The sequence below is a fragment of the Acidovorax facilis genome (assembly GCF_023913775.1).
Classification (GTDB): domain Bacteria; phylum Pseudomonadota; class Gammaproteobacteria; order Burkholderiales; family Burkholderiaceae_C; genus Acidovorax; species Acidovorax facilis.
Genome location: NZ_JAMXAX010000078.1, coordinates 1 through 21705 on the forward strand (window position 1 = coordinate 1; position 21705 = coordinate 21705).

19 protein-coding genes and 1 pseudogene are annotated in these 21705 nt (G+C 66.8%); 10 read left to right on the forward strand and 10 right to left on the reverse strand.

All coding sequences use genetic code 11. The features are described 5' to 3' along the window. The 3 genes from NFX52_RS19230 to NFX52_RS19240 all read left to right on the forward strand — a co-directional run. Window positions 1-1705 (forward strand): DUF1800 domain-containing protein (locus NFX52_RS19230; RefSeq protein WP_252635788.1); only part of this gene is annotated, 1705 nt, incomplete at its 5' end. An 11-nt stretch (window positions 1706-1716) separates the two neighbouring features. Continuing rightward, window positions 1717-3162 (forward strand): DUF1501 domain-containing protein, encoded by a 1446-nt coding sequence (locus tag NFX52_RS19235; protein ID WP_055394362.1) that lies wholly within the window; start codon window positions 1717-1719, stop codon window positions 3160-3162. A 171-nt stretch (window positions 3163-3333) separates the two neighbouring features. Next, window positions 3334-4737: an NAD(P)/FAD-dependent oxidoreductase gene (locus NFX52_RS19240; protein ID WP_055394364.1), complete on the forward strand. Its 1404-nt coding sequence runs from the start codon at window positions 3334-3336 to the stop codon at window positions 4735-4737. Window positions 4738-4820: 83 nt separating this feature from the next. Here the strand turns inward: NFX52_RS19240 and NFX52_RS19245 are convergent, their stop codons facing one another. The 5 genes from NFX52_RS19245 to NFX52_RS19265 all read right to left on the reverse strand — a co-directional run bounded on the left by NFX52_RS19245 (window position 4821) and on the right by NFX52_RS19265 (window position 8777). Then, entirely contained in the window at window positions 4821-5519 is a 699-nt protein-coding gene (locus NFX52_RS19245) for an ABC-type transport auxiliary lipoprotein family protein (RefSeq protein ID WP_055394366.1), read from the reverse strand. Window positions 5520-5531: 12 nt separating this feature from the next. Further along, a complete protein-coding gene (locus tag NFX52_RS19250; protein WP_252635789.1) occupies window positions 5532-5687 on the reverse strand; it encodes a hypothetical protein in 156 nt (51 codons plus the stop codon). 6 nt (window positions 5688-5693) lie between these two features. Next, on the reverse strand, window positions 5694-6656 hold the full coding sequence (locus NFX52_RS19255) for an MlaD family protein (protein ID WP_055394368.1): 963 nt from the start codon (window positions 6654-6656) through the stop codon (window positions 5694-5696). Continuing rightward, the gene (locus NFX52_RS19260; RefSeq protein WP_055394403.1) at window positions 6656-7534 is read right to left on the reverse strand and encodes an ABC transporter ATP-binding protein; all 879 of its coding nucleotides are present in this window, start codon (window positions 7532-7534) and stop codon (window positions 6656-6658) included. Before NFX52_RS19260 ends, NFX52_RS19255 begins: the two co-directional genes overlap by 1 nt. A gap of 118 nt (window positions 7535-7652) precedes the next feature. Further along, entirely contained in the window at window positions 7653-8777 is a 1125-nt protein-coding gene (locus tag NFX52_RS19265) for an MlaE family ABC transporter permease (RefSeq protein ID WP_055394405.1), read from the reverse strand. Between the two features lie 444 nt (window positions 8778-9221). Between NFX52_RS19265 and NFX52_RS19270 the strand changes: the two genes are divergently transcribed. Next, a complete protein-coding gene (locus NFX52_RS19270) occupies window positions 9222-10901 on the forward strand; it encodes a GMC family oxidoreductase (RefSeq protein WP_055394369.1) in 1680 nt (559 codons plus the stop codon). Window positions 10902-10921: 20 nt separating this feature from the next. After that, on the forward strand, window positions 10922-11272 hold the full coding sequence (locus NFX52_RS19275; protein WP_055394407.1) for an antibiotic biosynthesis monooxygenase family protein: 351 nt from the start codon (window positions 10922-10924) through the stop codon (window positions 11270-11272). A 36-nt stretch (window positions 11273-11308) separates the two neighbouring features. On the opposite strand, the gene NFX52_RS19280 is transcribed toward NFX52_RS19275, so the two are convergent. Continuing rightward, complete coding sequence (locus tag NFX52_RS19280) at window positions 11309-11638, reverse strand: hypothetical protein (RefSeq protein WP_055394371.1); 330 nt, start codon at window positions 11636-11638, stop codon at window positions 11309-11311. A 175-nt stretch (window positions 11639-11813) separates the two neighbouring features. After that, window positions 11814-13176, reverse strand: a pseudogene (locus NFX52_RS19285) (ammonium transporter). 364 nt (window positions 13177-13540) lie between these two features. Here NFX52_RS19285 and NFX52_RS19290 point away from each other — a divergent pair. From NFX52_RS19290 to NFX52_RS19310, 5 genes are all read left to right on the forward strand, one after another. Next, the gene (locus NFX52_RS19290; RefSeq protein WP_055394375.1) at window positions 13541-14299 is read left to right on the forward strand and encodes a sulfite exporter TauE/SafE family protein; all 759 of its coding nucleotides are present in this window, start codon (window positions 13541-13543) and stop codon (window positions 14297-14299) included. 253 nt (window positions 14300-14552) lie between these two features. Further along, window positions 14553-15317, forward strand: a complete 765-nt coding sequence (locus NFX52_RS19295) for a transporter substrate-binding domain-containing protein (protein WP_055394377.1) — start codon at window positions 14553-14555, stop codon at window positions 15315-15317. 125 nt (window positions 15318-15442) lie between these two features. Further along, complete coding sequence (locus NFX52_RS19300; protein ID WP_055394380.1) at window positions 15443-16225, forward strand: amino acid ABC transporter permease; 783 nt, start codon at window positions 15443-15445, stop codon at window positions 16223-16225. Then, window positions 16222-16977, forward strand: coding sequence for an amino acid ABC transporter ATP-binding protein (locus tag NFX52_RS19305; protein ID WP_055394382.1), 756 nt, complete (start codon window positions 16222-16224; stop codon window positions 16975-16977). Before NFX52_RS19300 ends, NFX52_RS19305 begins: the two co-directional genes overlap by 4 nt. Window positions 16978-17060: 83 nt before the next feature. After that, window positions 17061-17957 (forward strand): DMT family transporter, encoded by an 897-nt coding sequence (locus NFX52_RS19310; protein ID WP_055394385.1) that lies wholly within the window; start codon window positions 17061-17063, stop codon window positions 17955-17957. Between the two features lie 198 nt (window positions 17958-18155). Here NFX52_RS19310 and mrdA read toward each other — a convergent pair whose 3' ends face one another. The 3 genes from mrdA to mreC form a co-directional block, all read right to left on the reverse strand. Further along, a complete protein-coding gene (gene mrdA / locus NFX52_RS19315; protein ID WP_055394409.1) occupies window positions 18156-20096 on the reverse strand; it encodes a penicillin-binding protein 2 in 1941 nt (646 codons plus the stop codon). A 98-nt stretch (window positions 20097-20194) separates the two neighbouring features. After that, entirely contained in the window at window positions 20195-20713 is a 519-nt protein-coding gene (gene mreD / locus NFX52_RS19320) for a rod shape-determining protein MreD (protein ID WP_055394387.1), read from the reverse strand. A gap of 31 nt (window positions 20714-20744) precedes the next feature. Then, a complete protein-coding gene (gene mreC, locus NFX52_RS19325) occupies window positions 20745-21668 on the reverse strand; it encodes a rod shape-determining protein MreC (RefSeq protein ID WP_055394389.1) in 924 nt (307 codons plus the stop codon). Window positions 21669-21705 lie beyond the last annotated feature (37 nt).

Genomic DNA, 21705 nt, shown 5'->3' on the forward strand with positions numbered 1-21705 from the left:
ACCCGCTCCAGGGCCTGCGACGCCGCCGCCCCCACCGCCAGCCCCGGGAGCTGGAAGCTACACCTACACACGGGCCGACACCGACCAGGAAGCGGCGCGGTTCCTCCTGCAAGCGCAGTTCTCGGCATCCACCGGCGAAATCGCCACCCTGCGCGCCAGCACCTACGACAGTTGGATCAACAACCAGTTCAGCCTGCCCGTCGGCACCAAGGGGTGGGACTGGCTGAACCAGCGCGGGTACAACACGGTGGACAACGCCACGTCGTACTACGACAACACCTACCCGGGCGACTACATGATCTGGCAACAGCTCATGACATCCAGCGACGGCTTGCGCAAGCGCGTGGCACTCGCGCTGTCCGAGATCTGCGTGGTATCGCTCTCGGGCCTGGACTTCAGCTGGCGCAGCCATGCCATCGCCCACTACTGGGACCAGCTGGTCGCCAACGCCTTCGGCAACTTCCGCAAGCTGCTGGAGGACGTGACCCTCAACCCCGCGATGGGCTACTACCTCAACACGCGCGGGAACCAGAAGGAAAACCCCTCCACCGGCCGCCAGCCCGATGAGAACTATGCCCGTGAGATCCTGCAGCTGATGTCCATCGGGCTCGTGGAGCTGAACCAGGATGGCACAGCCAAGCGCAATGGCTCGGGCCAGGTGGTCGATAGCTATACCCAGAGCGACATCACCAACCTGGCACGCGTGTTCACAGGCTACGACTACGACCAGTCGCAAAATGCCCCGACCACCGTGCCCGGCACCACGCGCACCGTGCCCAGCACCCATTTCACGCGGCTGCCCATGGCACTCAACGAGTCGCGGCACTCCACGCTGGCCGCCACCTTCCTGGGCACCACGGTTGCCGCTGGCACACCCGGTGCGGCGGCGCTCAAAACGGCGCTGGACACCATCTTCAACCACCCCAACGTAGGGCCGTTCATCGGCAAGCAGCTGATCCAGCGCCTGGTCACCAGCAACCCGTCCCCCGGCTACATCAGCCGTGTGGCGGCCGCCTTCAACAACAACGGCCTCGGCGTGCGTGGCGACCTGCGGGCCGTGGTCAAGGCCGTTTTACTCGACGACGAAGCCCGTGCGCCCGCCGGGCTCACGGACCCCATGTTCGGCCGCCTGCGCGAGCCCATGCTGCGCTTTGTGCAGTGGGGCCGCACCTTTGGCATCGCGTCGCAATACGGCAGCTGGAAGATCGGCGACCTCAGCTCGGCCGGCTCGCGCCTGGCGCAGAGCCCGCTGCGCTCGCCGTCGGTGTTCAACTTCTTCCGGCCGGGCTATGTGCCGCCTTCAACGGCATTGGCCACGGCCGGTGCCGTGGCGCCCGAGTTCCAGCTGGTCAACGAGAGCAGCGTGGGCGGTTACCTCAACTACATGCAGGGCGTGATCCGCAACGGCATCTTCGTGAACGCGCCAGACCTGCCCAACAACGGCAGCAACGGCAACAACGGCTTCGACATCAAGGCGGCCTATACCAACGAACTGGCCATCGTGGCCGATGCCGATGCGCTCGTGGACCGGGTCAACCTGCTCATGACGGGCGGCCAGCTGTCTGCAGCCACGGTCAAACTCATCGCAGACGCCCTCAAGACGACCCCCGTCACGGCGGCAAGCACGGACAACGCCAAACGCGACCGCGTGGCGGCCGCGATTTTCCTCGTCATGGCCTCGGCCGAATACCTGATCCAGAAATAAGGCGCGCCGCCATGCATCTCCTCCAACCCGACCTCCACTCCCGCCGCGCCTTCCTGCGCCGCTCCGCCCAGCTGGGTATGGCAGGCACCGCCCTGCCCTTTGCGCTCAATCTCGCCGCCGTGGGCGAAGCCGCAGCTTTCACGGCCACCGACTACAAGGCGCTGGTCTGCGTCTTCCTGTACGGCGGCAACGACTACGCCAACACCGTCATTACCTATGACGACGACAGCTACAACAAATACAGCGCCGCGCGCGGAGGCGGTGCCGGGCAGACGGCGGGGGGCATTGCCCTGGCCAAGTCCGCCCTGACCCCCACCCTGCTCGCGCCCACCACGCCACTGGCCGATGGGCGCCAGTACGCGCTGCACCCTGCCATGACCGGGCTGACCAACCTGTTCAACACCGGTAAGGCTGCTGTGCAGCTGAACGTGGGTCCCCTGGTGGTTCCACTCACGCGTGCGCAGTACAGCGGCAGCAACCGTGCGCTGTACCCGCTGCCCCCCAAGCTGTTCTCGCACAACGACCAGCAATCGGTCTGGCAGTCGTCCTCGCCCGAAGGCTCCACCGTGGGCTGGGGCGGCAACATCGGCGACCTGGCGCTGTCCTCCAACGGCAGTTCGCTGTTCACCTGCATCTCCGTCACGGGCAATGCGGTGTTCCTCTCGGGCGACTCCGCGCTGCAGTACCAGGTCAGCACCAACGGTGCGATCCCGATCAACGGCGTCAAAAGCAATGTCTACGGCTCCACGGCCGTGCGCGCAGCGCTGACCTCGCTGATCCAGCAAACCAGCGGCCAGACGCTGGAGAACGAATACAACCGCGTCACCGCGCGGGCTGTGGGCGCGGAGGCTTCCATCACCTCCGGGCTGGCCGGTGTCACGCTGGCCACGGCCTTCCCCACCAGCAATTCGCTGGCCGACCAGCTCAAGATGGTCGCCCGCCTTATTGGTGCACGCACCGCATTGGGCAGCAAACGGCAGGTGTTCATGGTGTCGCTGGGCGGGTTCGACCTGCATGACAACCTGATCTCGCAGCAGCCCACGCTCATGCAGCGCGTGAGCGAAGCCATGACCGCGTTCTACAACGCCACGGTCGAACTGGGCGTGGCCGACAAGGTGACGGCGTTCACGGCCTCGGACTTCGGCCGCACGCTCAGCTCCAACGGCGACGGCTCGGACCACGGCTGGGGCAGCCACCATCTCATGGTGGGTGGCGCAGTCAAGGGCAAGGCCTTCTATGGCAAGGCGCCGCCGGTCAGCATCACCAACACTGCCGATGCCAACGACCAGTGGCATGTGGGCCAGGGCCGCCTGCTGCCCAGCACCTCGGTGGACCAGTACGCGGCCACGCTGGCCAGCTGGTTTGGCGTGAGCAACAGCGAACTGGCGGGCGTGCTGCCCAACCTGAGCCACTTTGGCGGGGCCGACTACCCGACCAACCTGGGTTTCATGGCGTGATGTGAGCCCCCCTGAGCGGCTGCGCCGCTTCCCCCCGCTCTCGTAGCGCTGCGCGCTGCGGGCGGGGGGACGCAGCCCTCGCTGCGGGGCGGCCCTTGCTTGACTGCCCTTGTCCGGGGGGGCGCCCGTTTCACAGGCTGCCCGGAAGCTGCGAGCCCCAATAATGGGGGCATGACCACTTCTTCCGCTCCCTCGCCCCGCCCCCGTGTTGTCATCATCGGCTGCGGCTTTGGCGGCCTCGAAGCCGCCCGTGCGCTGCGCGGTGCCGCGCTGGATGTGACGCTCATCGACAAGACCAACCACCACCTCTTCCAGCCCCTGCTTTACCAGGTGGCCACGGCCGGGCTGTCGGCGCCGGCCATCGCTGCGCCCATCCGGCACCTGTTTCGGCAGCAGCCCAACGTCACGACTTTGCTCGGCGAAGTCACGCACATCGACGTGGCAGCGCGCACCGTGCATTTGAAGGACGGGCCCCACCCGTCTGCCCCCTTGCCCTACGACCACCTCATCGTTGCTGCAGGCGCCACCCACAGCTACTTCGGCCGCGACGACTGGGCACCCCATGCCCCGGGCCTCAAGACGCTGGACGATGCCTTCGAGATCCGCCGCCGCATCCTGCTGGCCTTCGAGGCGGCAGAAAAGGAAGCGGACCCCACCCGCCGCGCCGACTGGCTCAACTTTGTGGTCGTGGGCGCAGGCCCCACGGGCGTGGAGATGGCGGGCACGCTGGCCGAGATCGCACGCCACACACTGCCCGGTGAGTTCCGGCACATCGACCCGGCCAGCGCAAAAATCATCCTGCTCGAAGGCGGCCCCCGCGTGCTCCAGTCCATGCCCGAATCACTGAGCCAGCGCGCCAGGGAGCAGCTCGAAAAGCTGGGCGTGGAAGTGCGCCTGAACGCCCGCGTCACCGCCATCGACAGCGACGGATTGATGGTCGAATCGCCCTCCAGCGCTCAACCAACAAGCGCAACCAGCTATCAAATCAAGAGCAAATGCATTGTCTGGGCGGCCGGTGTGGCGGCCTCGGCGCTGGGCCGCCAGCTGGCCGGGGCCACGGGTTGCGCCACCGACCGGGCGGGCCGCGTGGTGGTAGCGCCGGATCTCAGCCTGCCCGGCCACCCCGAGATCAGCGTCATCGGCGACCTGGCTGCTGCCAAGAGCCACGCGCCCGGCCAGGAGCCCACCCCCGTTCCCGGTGTATCACCCGGCGCCAAGCAGATGGGGCGCGCCACGGCCGCCAACATCCTGCGCCGCCTGGCCGGCCAGGCCACGCAGCCGTTTCGCTACCGCGACTACGGCAACCTGGCCACCATCGGCCGCAACTCCGCCGTGGTGGACCTCACCTCGCCCACTGGGCCGGTGCGCTTTTCAGGCTACTTTGCGTGGCTGTTCTGGCTGTTCGCGCACGTCTATTTCCTGATCGGCTTTCGCAACCGCCTGGTCGTGCTGCTGGACTGGGCCTGGGCGTACTGGAGCTTTGCGCGCTATGCGCGGGTGGTGACGGGGATTGAGGGAAGCGCTAAATCCAACGGCGCAAAACAGTCAGAAACCGCCGCGCCGACACGTTCATAACCGGTGGGCGCCGCTGATCGCCACAAGGCGGGGCCTCGACAGACGACAGGCACCCACCGGGCTGCACCCGCCGCAGCGTCGGTCTACCGCCCCACCTGCTCCACCCACTCCGCCACCTCTTTGGCAGCCTGTGTGGACGCCTCGGCCAGTGCGGCCACGCCGCCCGCCGCATCCGCACTGCGCGCCGGGGTGTGCACGATGAACACGCGCTGGCCGCGCAGCACCTCACCGCTGTGGGTCAGGTCCACCACCGTGGCACGCAGGCGCACCACGCCCGCGCTTTCGGATGCGCTGGCGAAGAGGTGGCTGAACTCCTCCAGCTCCACCCGCAGCACAGTGGGCAAGCGGCCGCCAGGGGCAACTCCACGCGCCTGGGCGGCGCCGTCGTCGGCCTTGAGGATGGCGCGGCGCTGGCCGAGCTGCTCGCGCAGGCGCTGCTGCAGCAACTGGGCGGGGGGCTGGCTCCAGCGGGCCTGGCTGTAGGGGCGCAGCTGCTGGGCGTCGGCGTAGGCAATGCGGTAGAGCACGGCGTTGCTGCCCTCCGGCAGGCCCGGGGCCTCCACATCGGCCAGCGCCAACGGTGGCAAGGGCGCGCGGCGGTCGCTGGGGGCCGTGGCGACCGGGCCGGGGCCAAAGTCGTAGAGCGCGGGGCGCGAGGGTGGGCTGGGCAGCGCCGAGCAGCCAGCGATACCCAGCAGTCCCACAGCAAAAACTGAACCAAATAGGCCTCTAGCGCTGGATGGAAAAGCGCTAGCAGCTATGTTTTTAATAGTATTTTTCATCAACGCTTCTCCTCAGAAGGTGTGAATGAATCCGGCGTGCCCGAGCAGGCCGCCGAAACGCGGCCGGTCCAGGCGCAAAGCGCAGCCATAGCGCGGGCTATGGCGAGCATTTGCAACGACGAGCGGGTGTGTTTTGGGGGAATGAGCGGGCATGGTGGGTTCGTTCACACCTTCTCAGGGCGCGAAACCAGGTTCGCCCGGGCCGGGCGGGATGCGGCCCGAGCCGTAGATGAACAGCTGGGGGTTGTCCGCCACACCACCCGCCGTGCGGCTGAGCGTGCGTGCCGCGCGCGAGGTGTCGTCGGCTGCGCGGTTCAGGCGCGGCAGCGTGGTGGTGCTGAACTGATCGGCCGCCCGGGCGAGGGATTGCGTGCCGATGGTGATCTGGTCGATGGGGCCGCCCTCGGCCCCCAGGCGCTGCGTGGTCTTGCTCACGTCGGCCGCCAGCACAGACACGCTGGCGCCGGCTTGCTGCAGGGACTGCAGGGTCTTGCGTGCATCGCTGGCCAGCGGGGGCAGCGCGGCCAGGGCCGGGTCCAGGCGCTGGGCCACGGTGGCATCGAGCCGCTGGGTCAGCGTGTTCACGCTGCCTGCTGCCTGGGCAATGTTGCCCAGGGCTTCGGTGAGTTTTTGCTGGTTGGTGTCGCCCAGTAGTTGGTTGATGCGCCGCGTGGCTTCGTCCACCTGGGTGAGGATGGCGGGGGCCTGCTCGGCGAGCTTGCCAAATGGCGACGGCTTGATGGGCAGGCGCGGCAGGCCGCTGGGGCCCGGGGGTAGCTCGGGGTAAGGTTGGTCGGCATCGTCCAGCAGAACGTGGGCCAGGCCCGTCACACCCTGGTAGCCCAGCACGGCGAAGGTGGTGGGGCTGATGGGGGCCTGCTCGTTGACGGCAATGCGGATGAGCACGTTGCCCGTCACCTGCGGATCGAAGCCGATGCGCGTGACCTTGCCCACGGCCACCCCCTTGTAGCGCACGGCGGCCTGGGGCTGCAGGCCGCTCACGCCGTCCTTGGTGGACAGCTCGTACTGCTCGTAGTTGGCGCTGTCGCGCGTGAGCCAGATGGCCAGGCCCGCCAGCATGGCGGCCACCACCAGCACAAAGATGCCTGCGGCGAGGGCGTGGGATTTGTTTTCCATCAGCTGGGTTCCTTGTCTTGCGTGGGCACGGCGGCGGTCTGTGCTGCCAAGGCGTGCTCCACGGATTGCACCGGGGCCATGGCGCGCTGGCCACGTTCACCCAGGAAGAAATGTTCGATGAACGGGTGCTTGAAATGCGCCACCTCGTGCGGCGGACCGGTGACGATGACCTTCTTATCAGCCAGCACGGCCACCCGGGTGCTCAGCGCAAACAGCGTATCAAGGTCATGCGTGACCATGACCACCGTGAGCCCCAGCGCGGCCCGCAGCTCGCGCAGCAGCGCACAGAAGTCGTCGGAGCTGCTGGGGTCCAGCCCCGCCGTGGGTTCGTCGAGCAGCAGCAGCGGCGGGTCCATGATGAGCGCACGCGCCAGCGCCACGCGCTTGACCATGCCCCCCGACAGATCCGCCGGCATGCGCGTGGCGTGCTCGGGCTGAAGGCCCACCATCTGCAGCTTGACCAGCGCGGCGTCGCGCACCAGGTCGTCGGGCAGCGTGCCCTGCTCCCGCAGCGCAAAGGCCACGTTGTCGAGCACATTGAAGGCCGAGAACAGCGCGCCGTGCTGGAACAGCATGCCCACGCGGCTGGCCGCGCCCTCGCGCCCCATCTCGGACGCCGGGCGCCCCAGCACCGTGACCTGCCCCCGCGCAGGCCGGGCCAGGCCCAGGATCTGGCGCAGCAGCACCGTCTTGCCCGTGCCCGAGCCCCCCACCAGCGACAGCATCTCGCCGCGCTGCACGGTGAAGTTCAGGTCCTGGTGCACGGTGAAGGTTTCATCGCCCTTGCCAAACTGCGTCCACAGGCCCTGAACGTCCACGATGGGTGGCTCGTTGGGCGCGACGGCGATGTGCTCGGGCTTGGCAATGCGCTCGGTCATGGCCGCGCTCCCCTCAAAACTGGCGCGGCCCAGGCCAGCGCCACCGTGGAACTGGCTTTGCCAGGCCACGGGTGGCGTCCCCCTGGGGGGAAGGCGCGAAGCGACACAGGGGGGCTTCTCATATGCCTATGTTTTTAAATGCCACAGCGAACAACGCATCCACGATGATCACCATGGTGATGGACGTGACCACCGAAGCGGTGGTGCCCTCGCCCAGGCTCTGGGTGTTTGGCTTCACGCGCAGTCCCCAGTGGCAGCCGATGAGCGCGATGAACGCGCCAAACACCACCGACTTGGCCATGGCCAGGCCCAGGTTGCCGATCTTGACGGCGGCGGGCAGGGCCTGCACAAAGTAGCCGGGCGAGATGTCCATGGCCACGTCGGCCGCCAGCATCCCACCCGCCAGCGCTGCCAGCGTGGTCCACACGCTGATGAGCGGCATGGCCAGTGCCAGCGCAATGGTGCGCGGCATCACCAGCCGAAAGCCGTGGGGAATGCCCATGACGCGCATGGCATCGAGTTCCTCGGTCACGCGCATCACGCCGATCTGCGCCGTGATCGACGAGCCGGAGCGCCCCGCCACCAGGATGGCGGCCAGCATCGGCCCCAGCTCGCGGATGAGCGAGATACCCAGGATGTTGACGATGAACGACTCGGCGCCGAACTGCCGCAGCTGCAGGCTCATCAGGTAGGCCAGCACCACGCCGATGAGAAAACCCACGAGCGCCGTGATGGGCAGGGCCGTGGCCCCCATGCGGTACAGGTGGCCCGATACGTCGCGCCACGGCCCCTTGCGCGGCGCGCGCGCCAGGCGGCCCAGGTCCAGCACCAGCCGGCCCACCATTTCGAGCATGTGGCGGGCATGGTCCACGCCGTGTAGCACCAGCACCCCCAGGTGGTCCACCTGCTCACCCAGCCGCCAGGGCTCGGGCGGCGGCGCGGTGCAGGTGAACTGCGCCACGCGCGCCAGCATGTCGCGCTGGGCGTCGGTGCAGGCCAGGCGCTCGGGCCAGGCATGCTGCCAGTGGTTCCACAGCAACTGGGCGCCCACGTGGTCCAGCCACTGCAGCTGCATCAGGTCCCAGCCCAGCGTGGGTGCGGCCGGGTGGCTGCGCAGCTGACCCGCCACGGCCTGCCACTGTGCCCCGGTTCCCAGCTCGGCCGCGCCCCAGCGCCCGTGCAGCTGCGCACAAGGCCCCTGGGGCGTGTCGGCGCGAACAATGCGAGGAGCGGGGTCGGTCATGAACTGGGCAGCGCGGACTGCCAAGAATGAAAGGGAGCGTGCATGGTAGCGGAGCCGGACGCAGGCGGCACGTAGGATTGATGCCCGCCAGGGATCCTCTGCACGAATCGAGCGGAAAGTGTGCACTGCGGATCGGGATGGACTGCAATGCGCAAAACGCAGCAATAGCCGCAGCTATTGCGAGGTTTTGCAACGCCGCAGACCGCCCGAGACCGCAGATGCACACGGCGCGGCGATTCGTGCAGAGGATCTCCAGGGCCGAGCGCCAAGCACAGGCGGGCCAGGAATGCGTGAAATTAATATCAAACAGGCCGCCAGCGCTTTACCATCGTGCGCTGATAGCTATATATTTAATAGCAATAGGCACTGACCCTCTCGACACACCCGGCGCCGTCCGCACAATGGCCCTCCGTCTCCTTCCACACATTGCCACCGCCCCTGCCCATGAGCGACCACACCACGTTTGACACCATCATCATCGGCGGCGGCACCGCCGGCGCCCTGCTGAGCAACCGCCTGAGCGCCGACGGCCGCCACCGCGTGCTCCTCATCGAGGCCGGCCGCAAGGACGACTACCACTGGATCCACATCCCCGTGGGCTACCTGTACTGCATCGGCAACCCGCGCACCGACTGGCTCTACAACACCGAACCCGACGCGGGCCTGAACGGCCGCACCCTGCGCTACCCGCGCGGCAAGACGCTGGGCGGCTGCAGCAGCATCAACGGCATGATCTACATGCGCGGCCAGGCGCGCGACTACGACCAGTGGGCCGAACTGACGGGCGACGCCAGCTGGCGCTGGGACAACGCCCTGCCCTACTTCCGCCGCCACGAGGACCACTGGCGCCTGGACCAGCCCGGCGGCGTGAATGAAAACTTCAAGCGCCTGCATGGCAACAAGGCCACCGGCAGCACCGGCGAGTGGCGCGTGGAAAAGCAGCGCCTGCGATGGGATGTGCTCGATGCGTTTTCCCAGGCCGCGCAGCAGGCGGGCATCCCGGCCACCGACGATTTCAACGGCGGCAGCAACGAAGGTGTGGGCTACTTTGAGGTCAACCAGAAAAGCGGCTGGCGCTGGAACACCGCCAAGGCCTTCCTGCGGCCCACCTGCTACGGCCGCCCCAACTTCGAGATGTGGACCAGCGCCCAGGCCGCCAAGCTCATCGTCGAGACGCAGCCCGACGGCAGCAAGCGCTGCACCGGCGTGCAGGTGTGGGACGGCCAGGAGATGGTCACGGCCCGCGCAACGGGCGAGGTCATCCTGAGCGCAGGCGCGGTCAACTCACCGCAGTTGCTGCAGCTGTCGGGCATCGGCCCGGGCGCGCTGCTGCGCCAGCACGGCATCGACGTGGTGCACGACCTGCCCGGCGTGGGCGCCAATTTGCAGGACCATCTGCAGATCCGCGCGGTGTTCAAGGTCAACGGCGTGGCCACGCTCAACACCATGGCCAGCTCGCTCTGGGGCAAGGCCAAGATCGGGCTCGAATACGCGACCAAACGCAGTGGCCCCATGAGCATGGCGCCCTCGCAGCTGGGGGCCTTCACGCGCAGCAGCGCCGACCAGCCCTGGCCCAACATCGAGTACCATGTGCAGCCGCTGTCGCTCGACGCTTTTGGCGAGCCGCTGCACAGCTTTCCGGCCTTCACGGCCAGCGTGTGCAACCTCAACCCCACAAGCAGGGGCACGGTGAACATCAAGAACGCCGACTTCAAGGCCGCACCGGCCATCGCACCCAACTACCTCAGCACCGCCGAAGACCGCCAGGTGGCCGCCGACAGCCTGCGTGTCACGCGCCGCATCGTGGCCCAGCCCGCGCTGGCCAGGTACCAGCCCGAGGAGTGGAAGCCCGGCGTGCAGTTTGAAAGCGACGAGGACCTGGCGCGCCTGGCCGGTGACATTGCCACCACGATCTTCCACCCTGTGGGCACGACGAAGATGGGGCGGGATGACGACCCGATGGCGGTGCTGGACTCCCAACTGCGCGTGCGCGGCATTGCAGGCCTGCGCGTGGTGGATGCGGGGGCCATGCCCACCATCACCAGCGGCAACACCAACTCGCCCACACTCATGCTAGCCGAGAAGGCGGCGGAGTGGATCATCCAGGCGCGGCGCGCGGCATGAGCGCGGATACCATCGCGCCCATGTACTCCTCCACCTTCATCTTTGCCACCAAACAGTTCGACGACGCCTTCCACCGCCTGGACGAGGCGATTGCGACCGCCGCCCGCTCCATCGACGGCTACCTGGGCGAGGAATCGTGGGAGGACATGAGCAAGGGCCTCGTGTCCAACGTCTACTACTGGCAGTCGCTCGAAGCGCTGCAGGCATTGATGCAGCACCCCGCCCACCTGAAGGCCAAGGCGGCGCAAGCGCAGTGGCTTAACGGCTACCAGGTCGTGATTGCGCAGGTGCTGCGCACCTATGGCGATGACAAGCTGGCCGGGCTGCTGCCCACGGCGGGTCTGTTCGTGCAAGGCACGGCAGCGCACTGACACCGCCCGCGCAACGGCCACCCGGCCGCAGCGTGGTCAGCGAATCCCTCCCACATAACGGGGAACCTCCGGCGCAGGCTCTGGCGGCGGCGCCATGCGCTGGCGCACCGCCTGCGTGGCCACATCCAGCAAGGGTCGCCGCGGCGCAGCAGGTGGGGCGGCATGGATGGCGAGATCGAGGCGGTGGGCCCACTCGACCAGCTCCGGAACGTTGTCCTCCTGGGCACGTTGGCGTGCGAACCGCACGATCTCCAGCGCATATTCAACGTTGGAAGCCATCCATTCGGTGTCGGTCACGCGCCCCGTCTTGCGGCGCAGCAGCACATGCAAATGGGCGGCAATGGCAAGCTTGTCGGAATCGGGCATGGTCGGCTCCTTGTGGCATTTCAGTCATCCATGGCGCTGCGCACCACCCGCAGCGTATGAAACCGGCGCGGCCCAAGCGCGGGCAGCCGTGCTGGCTGCGTCCCCCCGCTCTCGCATTGCGCAGCAATGCGAGAGCGGGGGGACGGACCGCAGGGCATCAGGGAGGTGGACTTCATTAACTCCCCAGGCGCTCACGGTGCTGGGCAATGTCGAGCCCGGTCTGCTCGCTCTGCTCATCCACCCGCAGGCCCACAGCCAGGTTGGTGATCCACAACAGCACGGCGGTTGCGACGAGGCTGTAGGCCATCACAGCGCCCACGCCAATGGCCTGGGTGAGCAGGCTGCCTGGCACACCCCCCACGGTGCGGCTGGCCAGCATGCCGGTGAGCAGCGAGCCCACGATGCCGCCGATGCCATGCACCCCAAACACGTCCAGGGAATCGTCGGCGCGCAGCAGGCGCTTGAGCCCCGTGGCGCCCCAGTAGCAGGCCAAACCCGCCACCACGCCAATCACCACTGCCGAGCGCAGCGTGACAAAACCCGCAGCAGGCGTAATGGCCACCAGGCCCGCCACCAGGCCAGAGCAAAGCCCCAGCAGGGATGGCCGCCCGCGCACCACCCACTCGCCCAGCATCCACGACAAGGCACCCGCCGCTGCGGCCAGGTGCGTCACCGCCATCGCCAGCCCCGCACGGCCGTCGGCGGCCACGGCAGAGCCTGCGTTGAAGCCGAACCAGCCCACCCACAACAAGCCCGCGCCCGCCATGGTCAGCCCCAGGTTGTAGGGCTCGAACGCCTCGCGCCCATAGCCCGTGCGCCGCCCCAGGAACCACGCGCACACCAGCCCGGCCACACCCGCATTCACGTGCACCACCGAGCCTCCGGCAAAGTCCAGCGCACCCATCTGGGCCAGCCAGCCCCCCTGGCTCCCACACCCAGTGCGCCACCGGGGCGTAGACCAGCAGGGTCCACAGGCTGATGAAGATCAGCATGGCGGAAAACCGCATGCGCTCGACAAACGCCCCCACCAGCAGCGCGGCGGTGATGATGGCAAACGTGAGCTGGAACATGGCGTACACCGACTCGGGGATGTGCGGCGCCACATGGCTTACGGCCAGCTTGCCGCCAGCGAGCTGAAAGTCCAGGCCCGCAAAGCCGATGCGATCCCATCCCCCCAGCCAGGGGCTGCCCGGGGTGAAGGCCAGCGAGTAGCCCGCCCCAAACCACAGCAGGCTGACCAGCGCGGCAATGGCCACCACGCTGGCCATGGTGTTGAGCACGTTCTTCTTGCGCACCATGCCTGCGTAGAACAGGGCAATGCCTGGCAGCGTCATCAGCAGCACCAGCGCTGTGGAGGTCATCATCCACGCGGTATCTGCCGCGCTGATCGTGGACTGCGCCACCAGCCCGGGACGTGTGAGGGACAAGGAAGGCACCGCTCCCGCCGCCACCTCTGGCGCCGTCTGCGCCAGCGCACTCGCGCACAGGCCCAGACACAGCGACCCTACCCCAACGAACCGGTGGTTGACTCCCCGCATGGCGGCTCCCTTTCGCAAATTGTTACAGCGCGATTGCACGAGCCGTGCCAACCCCAACACCCCGATTCCGCCCCTGGAAACCCGATCACTGCCCCACAACGGGGGCGGGAAACCCCCAATGCACCAGCGGAGTGCAGTCGCTACAGTTGCGGCACTCGAAAGCGCGCTTCGGTGTGCCAAGCGAGGGGCCCGAGGAGACACTCTTTCTACCAATAAACAAATTTCAAGCACCCAACGAGGTGCGTTTTTTTCCAGGCGCTGGCGATCCCAGCGCCTTTTTCTTGCCTGTTCTACGCTGGCCTCCCTTTCGCCAGTGCCCCGGGGAGTCCTGAATCCATAGCAGGCAAGCTGCGAAAATCCTGCGATGGAATGGATTTTTATTACCTTTGCCTCGCTGCTCGCAGGCTTCGTGGATGCCATCGTGGGGGGTGGCGGGCTGGTGATGGTGCCGGCCCTGTTTGCGGCTTTCCCCGGGGCGCCCCCTGCCACGCTGCTGGGCACCAACAAGGCGGCCTCGGTGTGGGGCACGGCCATGGCCACCTGGCAATACAGCCGCAAGGTGCAGGTTCGCTGGTCAGCCATGCTGCCCGCGGCAGCGGCCGGTTTTGCGGGGTCGTTTGCAGGCGCCTGGGCCGTGACCGTGATGTCGGCCGACTTCCTGCGCAAGCTGCTGCCCCTGGTGCTGCTGGGGGTGCTGGTCTACACGCTGGCCAAGAAAGAGTTGGGGCGGCACCACACACCCCGCTTTGCGGGCAGGGCCGAAGTGCTGGCGGCCTGCCTGATCGGCGTGGTCATCGGCTTTTATGACGGCTTCTTCGGCCCGGGCACCGGCAGTTTCTTCGTTTTTCTGTTTGTGCGGCTGCTGGGCTATGACTTCCTGAACGCATCGGCCTCGGCCAAGCTGCTCAATTGCGCCACCAACATCGCCGCCATCGCGCTGTTTGCCGCCAAGGGCCATGTGTGGTGGCACTTTGCGGTGACGCTGGCCATCGCCAATGTGGTGGGCAGCCTGCTGGGCACGCACCTGGCGCTCAAGCACGGCACGGGTTTTGTGCGTGGCATCTTCATCGTGGTGGTGAGCACGCTGATCCTCAAGACGGGTTACGACGCGTTCCTGCGCTAGCCGAGGCCCGAAGGGGCTCGTGCCCCGGATGGCATCATGCTTGCTAAGCTGAGCTGGCCTACCACCAGGGCGCCCCGAGGTCATCGGGGTTGCCCTGCATGGCCCGAATGTGAACGCCCGTCCTATAATTTCTGCGCATTTCCGTTTGATGACGAGGCCCATCGCTGTTGGCGATGCCTGCATTCACCCGCTCCGGCTTGCCTACCCGCATGCCGGATTTTTTGTACCTGAACCACCCCCACAGGAACCTGCCATGAAGTTTTTCAAGTCTGCCGTTGTCACCGCCGTGGCGCTGTGCGCTGCCCTCGCCGTCCAGGCCCGCACGCTGGACGAAATCAAGAAGGACGGCAAGATCATCGTGGCCACCGAAGGCCAGTTTGCCCCGTTCAACTTCTTCGAAGGCACCAAGCTGACGGGTTTCGAGGTGGAAGTGGCAGAGCTGGTGGTCAAGAAGATGGGCCTGAAGCTCGAATGGAAGACGCTGGGCTTTGACGCACTGCTGACCGGCCTGGGCCAAAGCCGCTGGGACGCTGTCATTGCCTCACACGGCGTGACCGAAGAACGCTCCAAGGCCGTCACGTTTGCCAACCCCCACTACTGCTCGGGCGGCATCATCGTGGCCATGGACGCAAAAATCCGCAACGCCAAGGACCTGACGGGCAAGGTGGTGGCAGTGCAGACCGGCACCAGCTACCTGGAAAACGTGCAGAAGCTCACCGGGGTGAAGGAGGTGAAGAACTTCCCGCAGGACACCGACGCACAGCGCGCCCTGATCTCCAAACGCGTCGACGCCTGGGTGAGCGACAAGTTCGTGGCCAAGGAAGCCGCCGCCAAGAACGCCAAGGCCGGGTTCAAGCTCGGCGACATGCTGTTCATCGAACGCATCGCCCCCGCCATGGCCAAGGGCAACACCGGCCTGGCCGATGCCTGGAACAAGGCGTTTGCCGAAGTGCTGGCCGATGGCACCTACGCCGCCGTCTCCAAGAAGTATTTCAACGAAGACGTGCGCTGCAACTGATATAAAAACACGCTACGGGGTGCGCTGGGCCTGGCCCGTTGCGCACCCTTTGCTGTTTTTGACGGCGTCACCATGGTCCTGCCGCCGACCCGATTTCCAACCAAGACCTTCCGGTCGTCCGATCCATGCTTCTCGCTCTTTGGCCACAAGGCTGGTCCCGACAGCAGCGCAGCAATGCCACGCTGGTCGCTGCACTGGTGCTGATGGTTCTGGCCCTCTCGTTGCTGGGCCAGTTGCTTTCGTTCTTTCCCGACCCCATCGGCCCCAACGCCCAGGCGTTTTCCGAAGGCGCGCGCACCACGCTGTGGCTCACGCTGGTCAGTGGTGCCGTGGGCCTGGTGCTGGGCACGGCGGCGGCGCTGGCCCGCACCGCCCGCTGGACGGCCGTGCGCTGGATGGCTGGAGTGTACATCTGGGCTATTCGCGGCACGCCGCTCCTGGTGCAGATCCTGTTTGTGTACTTTGCCCTGCCCGTGCTGGTGCCGGGGCTGAACCTGCCCGACTTTGCCGCCGCCGTCGTGGCCCTGGGGCTGAACGTGGGCGCCTACAACGCCGAAGCCCTGCGCGCTGGCCTGCTGGCCGTGCCGCGCGGGCAGACCGAGGCCGCCAAGGCGCTGGGCCTGGGCCGCATGCATGTGTTCCTGGACGTGGTGTTTCCGCAGGCGTTCAAGATCTCGCTGCCGCCGCTTGTGAGCAACTTTGTGGCGCTGCTCAAGGACTCATCGCTGGCCTACGCCATCGGCGTGGTGGAGCTGACCAATGTGGGCAACCGCATCCAGTCGGCCACGTTCCAGCCCATTGCCACGCTGACCACGGTGGCCATCACCTACCTGCTGCTGACCACGCTGGTCACGCAAGTCTCCAACGCCGTCGAATACCGCTTTGACGTGGAAGGGCGCAACCGATGACCGCAACGACCAACCAGCCCAAGCCCTACATCGTGGCCGAGCGGGTGTGCAAGTCGTTTGGTGCACACCAGGTGCTCAAGGACGTGTCCACCGTGTTCCACACCGGTGAGGTGACGGTCATCATTGGCGCCTCAGGCTCGGGCAAGAGCACGCTGCTGCGTGCCATCAACCGGCTGGAGCCCCACGACAGCGGGCGCATCACCATCGATGGCGTGGACGTCTGCGACGACCTCGCCACCCTGCAGCGCCAGCGCTGCGAGGTGGGCATGGTGTTCCAGCAGTTCAACCTGTTCGGCCACATGAGCGTGCTGGACAACGTGACGCTGGCGCCCCGCCGCATTCGCCGCACCCCGCGCACCCAGGCCAACGACGAAGCCATGCAGCTGCTGCGCCGCGTGGGCATGCAGGACCACGCACACAAGTACCCGTGGCAGCTGTCGGGCGGGCAGCAGCAGCGGGTGGCCATTGCGCGGGCGCTGGCCATGCAACCCAAGGTGATGCTGTTTGACGAGCCCACATCGGCACTCGACCCCGAGATGGTCAAGGAAGTGCTGGACGTGATGCGAGGCCTCGCACGTGGTGGCATGACCATGATTGTGGTCACCCACGAAATGGGCTTTGCGCGCGAGGTGGCCGACCGCGTGATGTTCTTCGATCAAGGCCGCATTGCGCACGATGCGCCGCCGCAGGAGTTCTTCAGCAACCCGGCCAATGACCGCATCCGCGCGTTTCTGGGGCAGGTCAGCCACTGATTAAATCCGCGCCGCGCCGCACTGCAAAGGCCGCCCGGGCAACCGGCGGCCCTTTTTTCTTTTGGGTATTTAGGAATTTGTCGATGCGTACTGAACGCTGGGGCCTGATGGCCCTGTTGGCTGTGACCGTGGTGTGGGGCACCACCTTCCCGGCGATGAAACTGCTCTCGGCTCACCTGGACGCGCTGCAGATCATCTGGCTGCGGTTCGTGATCGCGCTGCTGGTGCTGGCGCCGTTGTGGCGCGGCATGCTGCGCCACGAGCGGCGCTGGGGCTGCGCGCTGGGGTTGCTGCTGTTCCTGGCGTTCTGGCTGCAGATCGAAGGCCTCGCGCGCACCAGCAGCAACCGCAATGCGTTTGTCACCGGCCTGAACGTGCTGGTGGTGCCGCTGATCGCCATGGCCTTCCTGGGACGGCGCTATGGCTGGCGACTCTGGGGTGCCTGCGTGATGGCGCTGGCGGGCATGGCGCTGATGTTCCACGAAAACGAGCCCTGGAACCTGGGCGATACGCTGACGCTGGCCAGCACCGTGTTCTACGCGCTGTACATCCTGGCGCTGGAAGAGTGCGCACGCCGCACGGCCGCGCAGCCGCTGCGGGCCACCCGCATGGCCGCCGCGCAGGCCACGGTGATGGCGCTGGCCTCCACCGCGCTGCTGCTGGCGCAGGGCGAGGGCATGGGCTGGCTACGGTCCGTGGCCGACCTGCCTCTGGATGCGTTGCTGGCGCTGCTGTACCTGGGCCTGCTGGCCAGCGTAGTGGTGGTGACGCTGCAGGCCTGGGGCCAGCAGCGCGTGGACGCCATGCGCAGCGCCATCGTGTTCGGGCTGGAGCCGGTGTTCGCGGCCCTCACAGCCTGGGTGCTGCTCGGGGAGAGGCTGGGCTGGGCGGGGCTCGGTGGCGCCGCGCTCATCGTGGCAGCGCTGGTGTTCAGCCAGATCCAGCCTGCTGCGCGCGCGGGCCGGACGCAACGGGCCTGAGAGGCGCGGTACGCCCTCCGAGCCGCTCCGCGCCTTCCTCCCTGGGGAACGCCACCCATGGTCTGGCGGAGCCTGTTCCGCTAGTCCACTGAAATTCAGTGGACTAGTGCACGGGCACCACGGGCGCGGCCATTTCAAGCCAAAATGGGCTCTAGCGCTTATCCACAAAGCGCAAAAAGCTATTATTTATATAGCAAACTACGGCGCAATCAGCGGCACATCGACCGCTTTGCGGGGCTTGCCGATCGGGGCCGAGGCCAGGCCTTTTTGCACCGCCGCCATGTCTTCCTCGTTGGGATAGTCGCCCAGCAGCCAGTAGTCAAACACCCGGCGCGCGATGGGGGCGGCGTGCGCAGCGCCGAACCCGGCGTTTTCCACGATGGCCGCAATCACGATGGTGGGGTTTTCGGCAGGAGCAAAGGCGGCAAACAGCGAGTGGTCACGCTGGTGTTCTTCCAGCGCCTTGGCGTTGTACTTCACGTTCTGGCCCATCGTCACCGCCTGGGCTGTGCCGGTCTTGCCGCCCGAGGTGTAGGGCGCCCCGGCAAACACGCGCGTGCCGGTGCCGCCCTTGTTCACCGCCACCATGGCGTTGCGCACGATGTCCACGTTCTTCGGCAAAAAACCCAGATCCACTCCAGGCGGCTGGCTGATCTCGGTGACGGCGCCCGTGACCGCGTTTTTCACCGCCTTGGCCATGTGCGGCCGGTAGCGAATACCGCCGTTGGCCAGCGTGGCCTGCGCCAGCGCCAGCTGCAGCATCGTGAAGTTGTTGTAGCCCTGGCCAATGCCCAGCGACACGGTTTCGCCGGGGAACCAGCGCTTCATCTCGGGGCGCTTGTAGGCATTGCGCTTCCACTCGGTGCTGGGCAAGGTGCCGCGCACTTCGCCATTGAGGTCGATGCCCGTGGACTGTCCAAAGCCCAGCGGCTTCATGAAGTCATGGATGGCATCGACACCCATCTCCACCGCCAGCGAATAGAAATACGTGTTGCTCGACTGCTGGATGGCGCGGTGCATGTCCACCCCGCCAAGCCCGCCCTCGTGGCTGCGGAAGGTGTGGCCGCCGAAGGTAAAAAAGCCCGGGTCGTTGACCACCATGCTGGGCGAGCGCTTGCCCAGCTGCAGCGCGGCCAGCGCCATGAAAGGCTTGTAGGTGGAGCCCGGCGGGTAGGTGCCGCGCATGGCGCGGTTGAGCAGGGGCTTGTCGATGGATTCGTTGAGCGCGGTCCAGTTCTCCACGTCGATGCCTTCGACGAACAGATTGGGATCGAACGTGGGCTTGCTCACCAGCGCCAGGATCTCGCCGTTGCGCGGGTCGATGGCCACCAACGCGCCCCGGCGGTTGCCGTACATGTCTTCAATGAGCTTTTGCAGCTTGATGTCGATCGACAGCATCACACTGTCGCCGGGCGTGGCCGCGTGGCTGGAGAGCTTGCGCAACGCCCGCCCCCCGGCCGAAGTTTCCATCTGCTCGACCCCGGTGGCGCCGTGCAGGGCTGACTCGAAGCTCTGCTCGATGCCCAGCTTGCCGATGTATTCGGTGCCCCGGTAGTTGGCCTCGTCTTCGGAGTCCTGGATGCGCGCCTTCTCCGTCTGGTTGATGCGGCCGATGTAGCCGATGGCATGGCTGGCCACGTCACCCAGCGGGTAGTTGCGAAACAACCGTGCCTTGATGTCCACGCCCGGAAAACGGTAGCGCTGCGCGGTGAACCGCGCCACTTCCTGGTCGGTCAGCCGCGTGCGGATGGGGAGGGACTCGAAGTTGCGCGACTCTTCCATGAGCCGCTTGAAGCGGCGCCGGTCACGGCTCTGGATTTCCACCACCTTGGACAACTCGTCGATGGTCTCGTCCAGCACCCCGACGCGTGAGGGCGTGATCTCCAGTGTGTAGGCCGAATAGTTGGTGGCCAGCACCACGCCGTTGCGGTCCAGGATGAGCCCCCGGTTGGGCACGATGGGCACCACCGCCGTGCGGTTGCTCTCGGCCTGCGCCGCTAGGTCTTCGTGCCGGACCACCTGCAGATACACCAGCCGGGCAGCGATGAGGCAGAACGCAAAAAACACCAGGGCGCCGATGACCAGGGCCCGCACCCGAAAGCGCGAAGCATCGGCTTCGCTGCTGCGCACCTCAGTCACGCCCACCCTCCCATTCGGGCGCGCGCAAGCCCAGGCTCAACCCCCAGGGGCCAAGGCGGAACGCTGGCGAAATGCGCGGGCATCAAGAAAGGCATGGGCTACAGAGGCCGGTTCTGGTCGCGGTCGGGCGGGCGGCGCTGCGGAGCCAGAAGCACCCAGCTGGCCAGGGGCCACAGCAAGGCCTCCAGCACCGGTGCGAGAAAACTCCACAGCCCCGGGAATATGCCCCCGGACGCCATCCGCAGCAAGAGCTCGATCGCGTGGGCGAGGGCAAACAGAGGCAACACCTGCAAGGCCTGCGACGGCACGCTGAACCACAGCAGGCGGCGGTGGATGGCAATCGCGCCAAACGACAGCACGGTATAGGACAGCGCATGCTGGCCCAGCAGCGCCGACTGGCTCACGTCCATGCACAGGCCCAGCAGGAACGCTACCCCCATGCCGATACGCAGCGGCTGGTGCACACCCCAGAAGACCAACAACACCATGAGCACATCGGGCGTCCAGACGATGCGGCCGAGCGGCAGCATGTTGATGGCCAGGCCCACAGCCAAGCTGGCCCAGATGAAGACCGGGTTCACCGGCATCAGCAGGGGCTCACCACGCGGCATGATCATCGTGGGCCTCCTTGTGGGGTCAAGCGGTGGCTCACTTGCGGCCTCCGCGCTTGTTGGCGGGGACAGCCGGGGCGGGTTCGGGACGCGCCAGTTCATTGTCGGCCAGCGGCTTGAGCACCACCACATGGCGCGCGCCCTGCACCTGGGCGAGCGGTATGCAATAGATGCGCGCAAACGCAGAGTCGGCACGGCGCTCCACCCGCACCACGCGCGCCACAGGCAGGCCGGGCGGGTACAGACCGTCCACACCGCTGGTGGTCAGCAGGTCGTCCTCGCGAATGTCTGCATTGGCGGGCATGAAGCGCAGCTCCATGCCACCGCCATGGCCCGCCACCGGGTCGCCATAGGCCACGCCGCGCACACCGGTACGGATGTTCAGCACCGGAATCGCCTGATCGCGGTCTACCAGCAAGGTGACTTCGCTGACCAGCGGGAACACGCGGGTGACCTGACCCAGCACACCGGCTTCATCCATCACGGGGGCGCCCAGTTCCACGCCACCCATCTGCCCCCGGTCCAGCACCACGCGGCGCGTGTAGGGGTCGGCCGTGTCGTAGATCACCTCGGCCGCCTGGGCGGGTGTCTGCAGCCTGTCGCGCAGCTCCAGCAGTTTGCGCAGCCGCTGGTTTTCCATCGCCAGCTGATCGGCCTGGTTGGCCCGCTGGCCCATCACGGTCATTTTCTTGCGGGCGGCATCCAGGTCATCCTGCGCGGTTTGCAGCGACTGGAAATAGCTGCGCCCGTGGCTGGCGAATTCCACGGGCTGCAGCATGAGCCACTGCACGGGGTACAGCACCGTGGCCACGGCCTGGCGGAAAGGGCCGGTGATCTGAAAGCGTGCATCGGCCACCATAAGGAACAGCGCCAGCGCGCTGAACACGGCCAAACGCGACAGGGCCGAAGGGCCCTGTTTGAAGAAAGGGGGAGCGCTGCGCTCCAGAGTACCCAGGGGCATGGTGCGCAGCGGTCAGGGTCTGCCGCGTGGAGGCGGC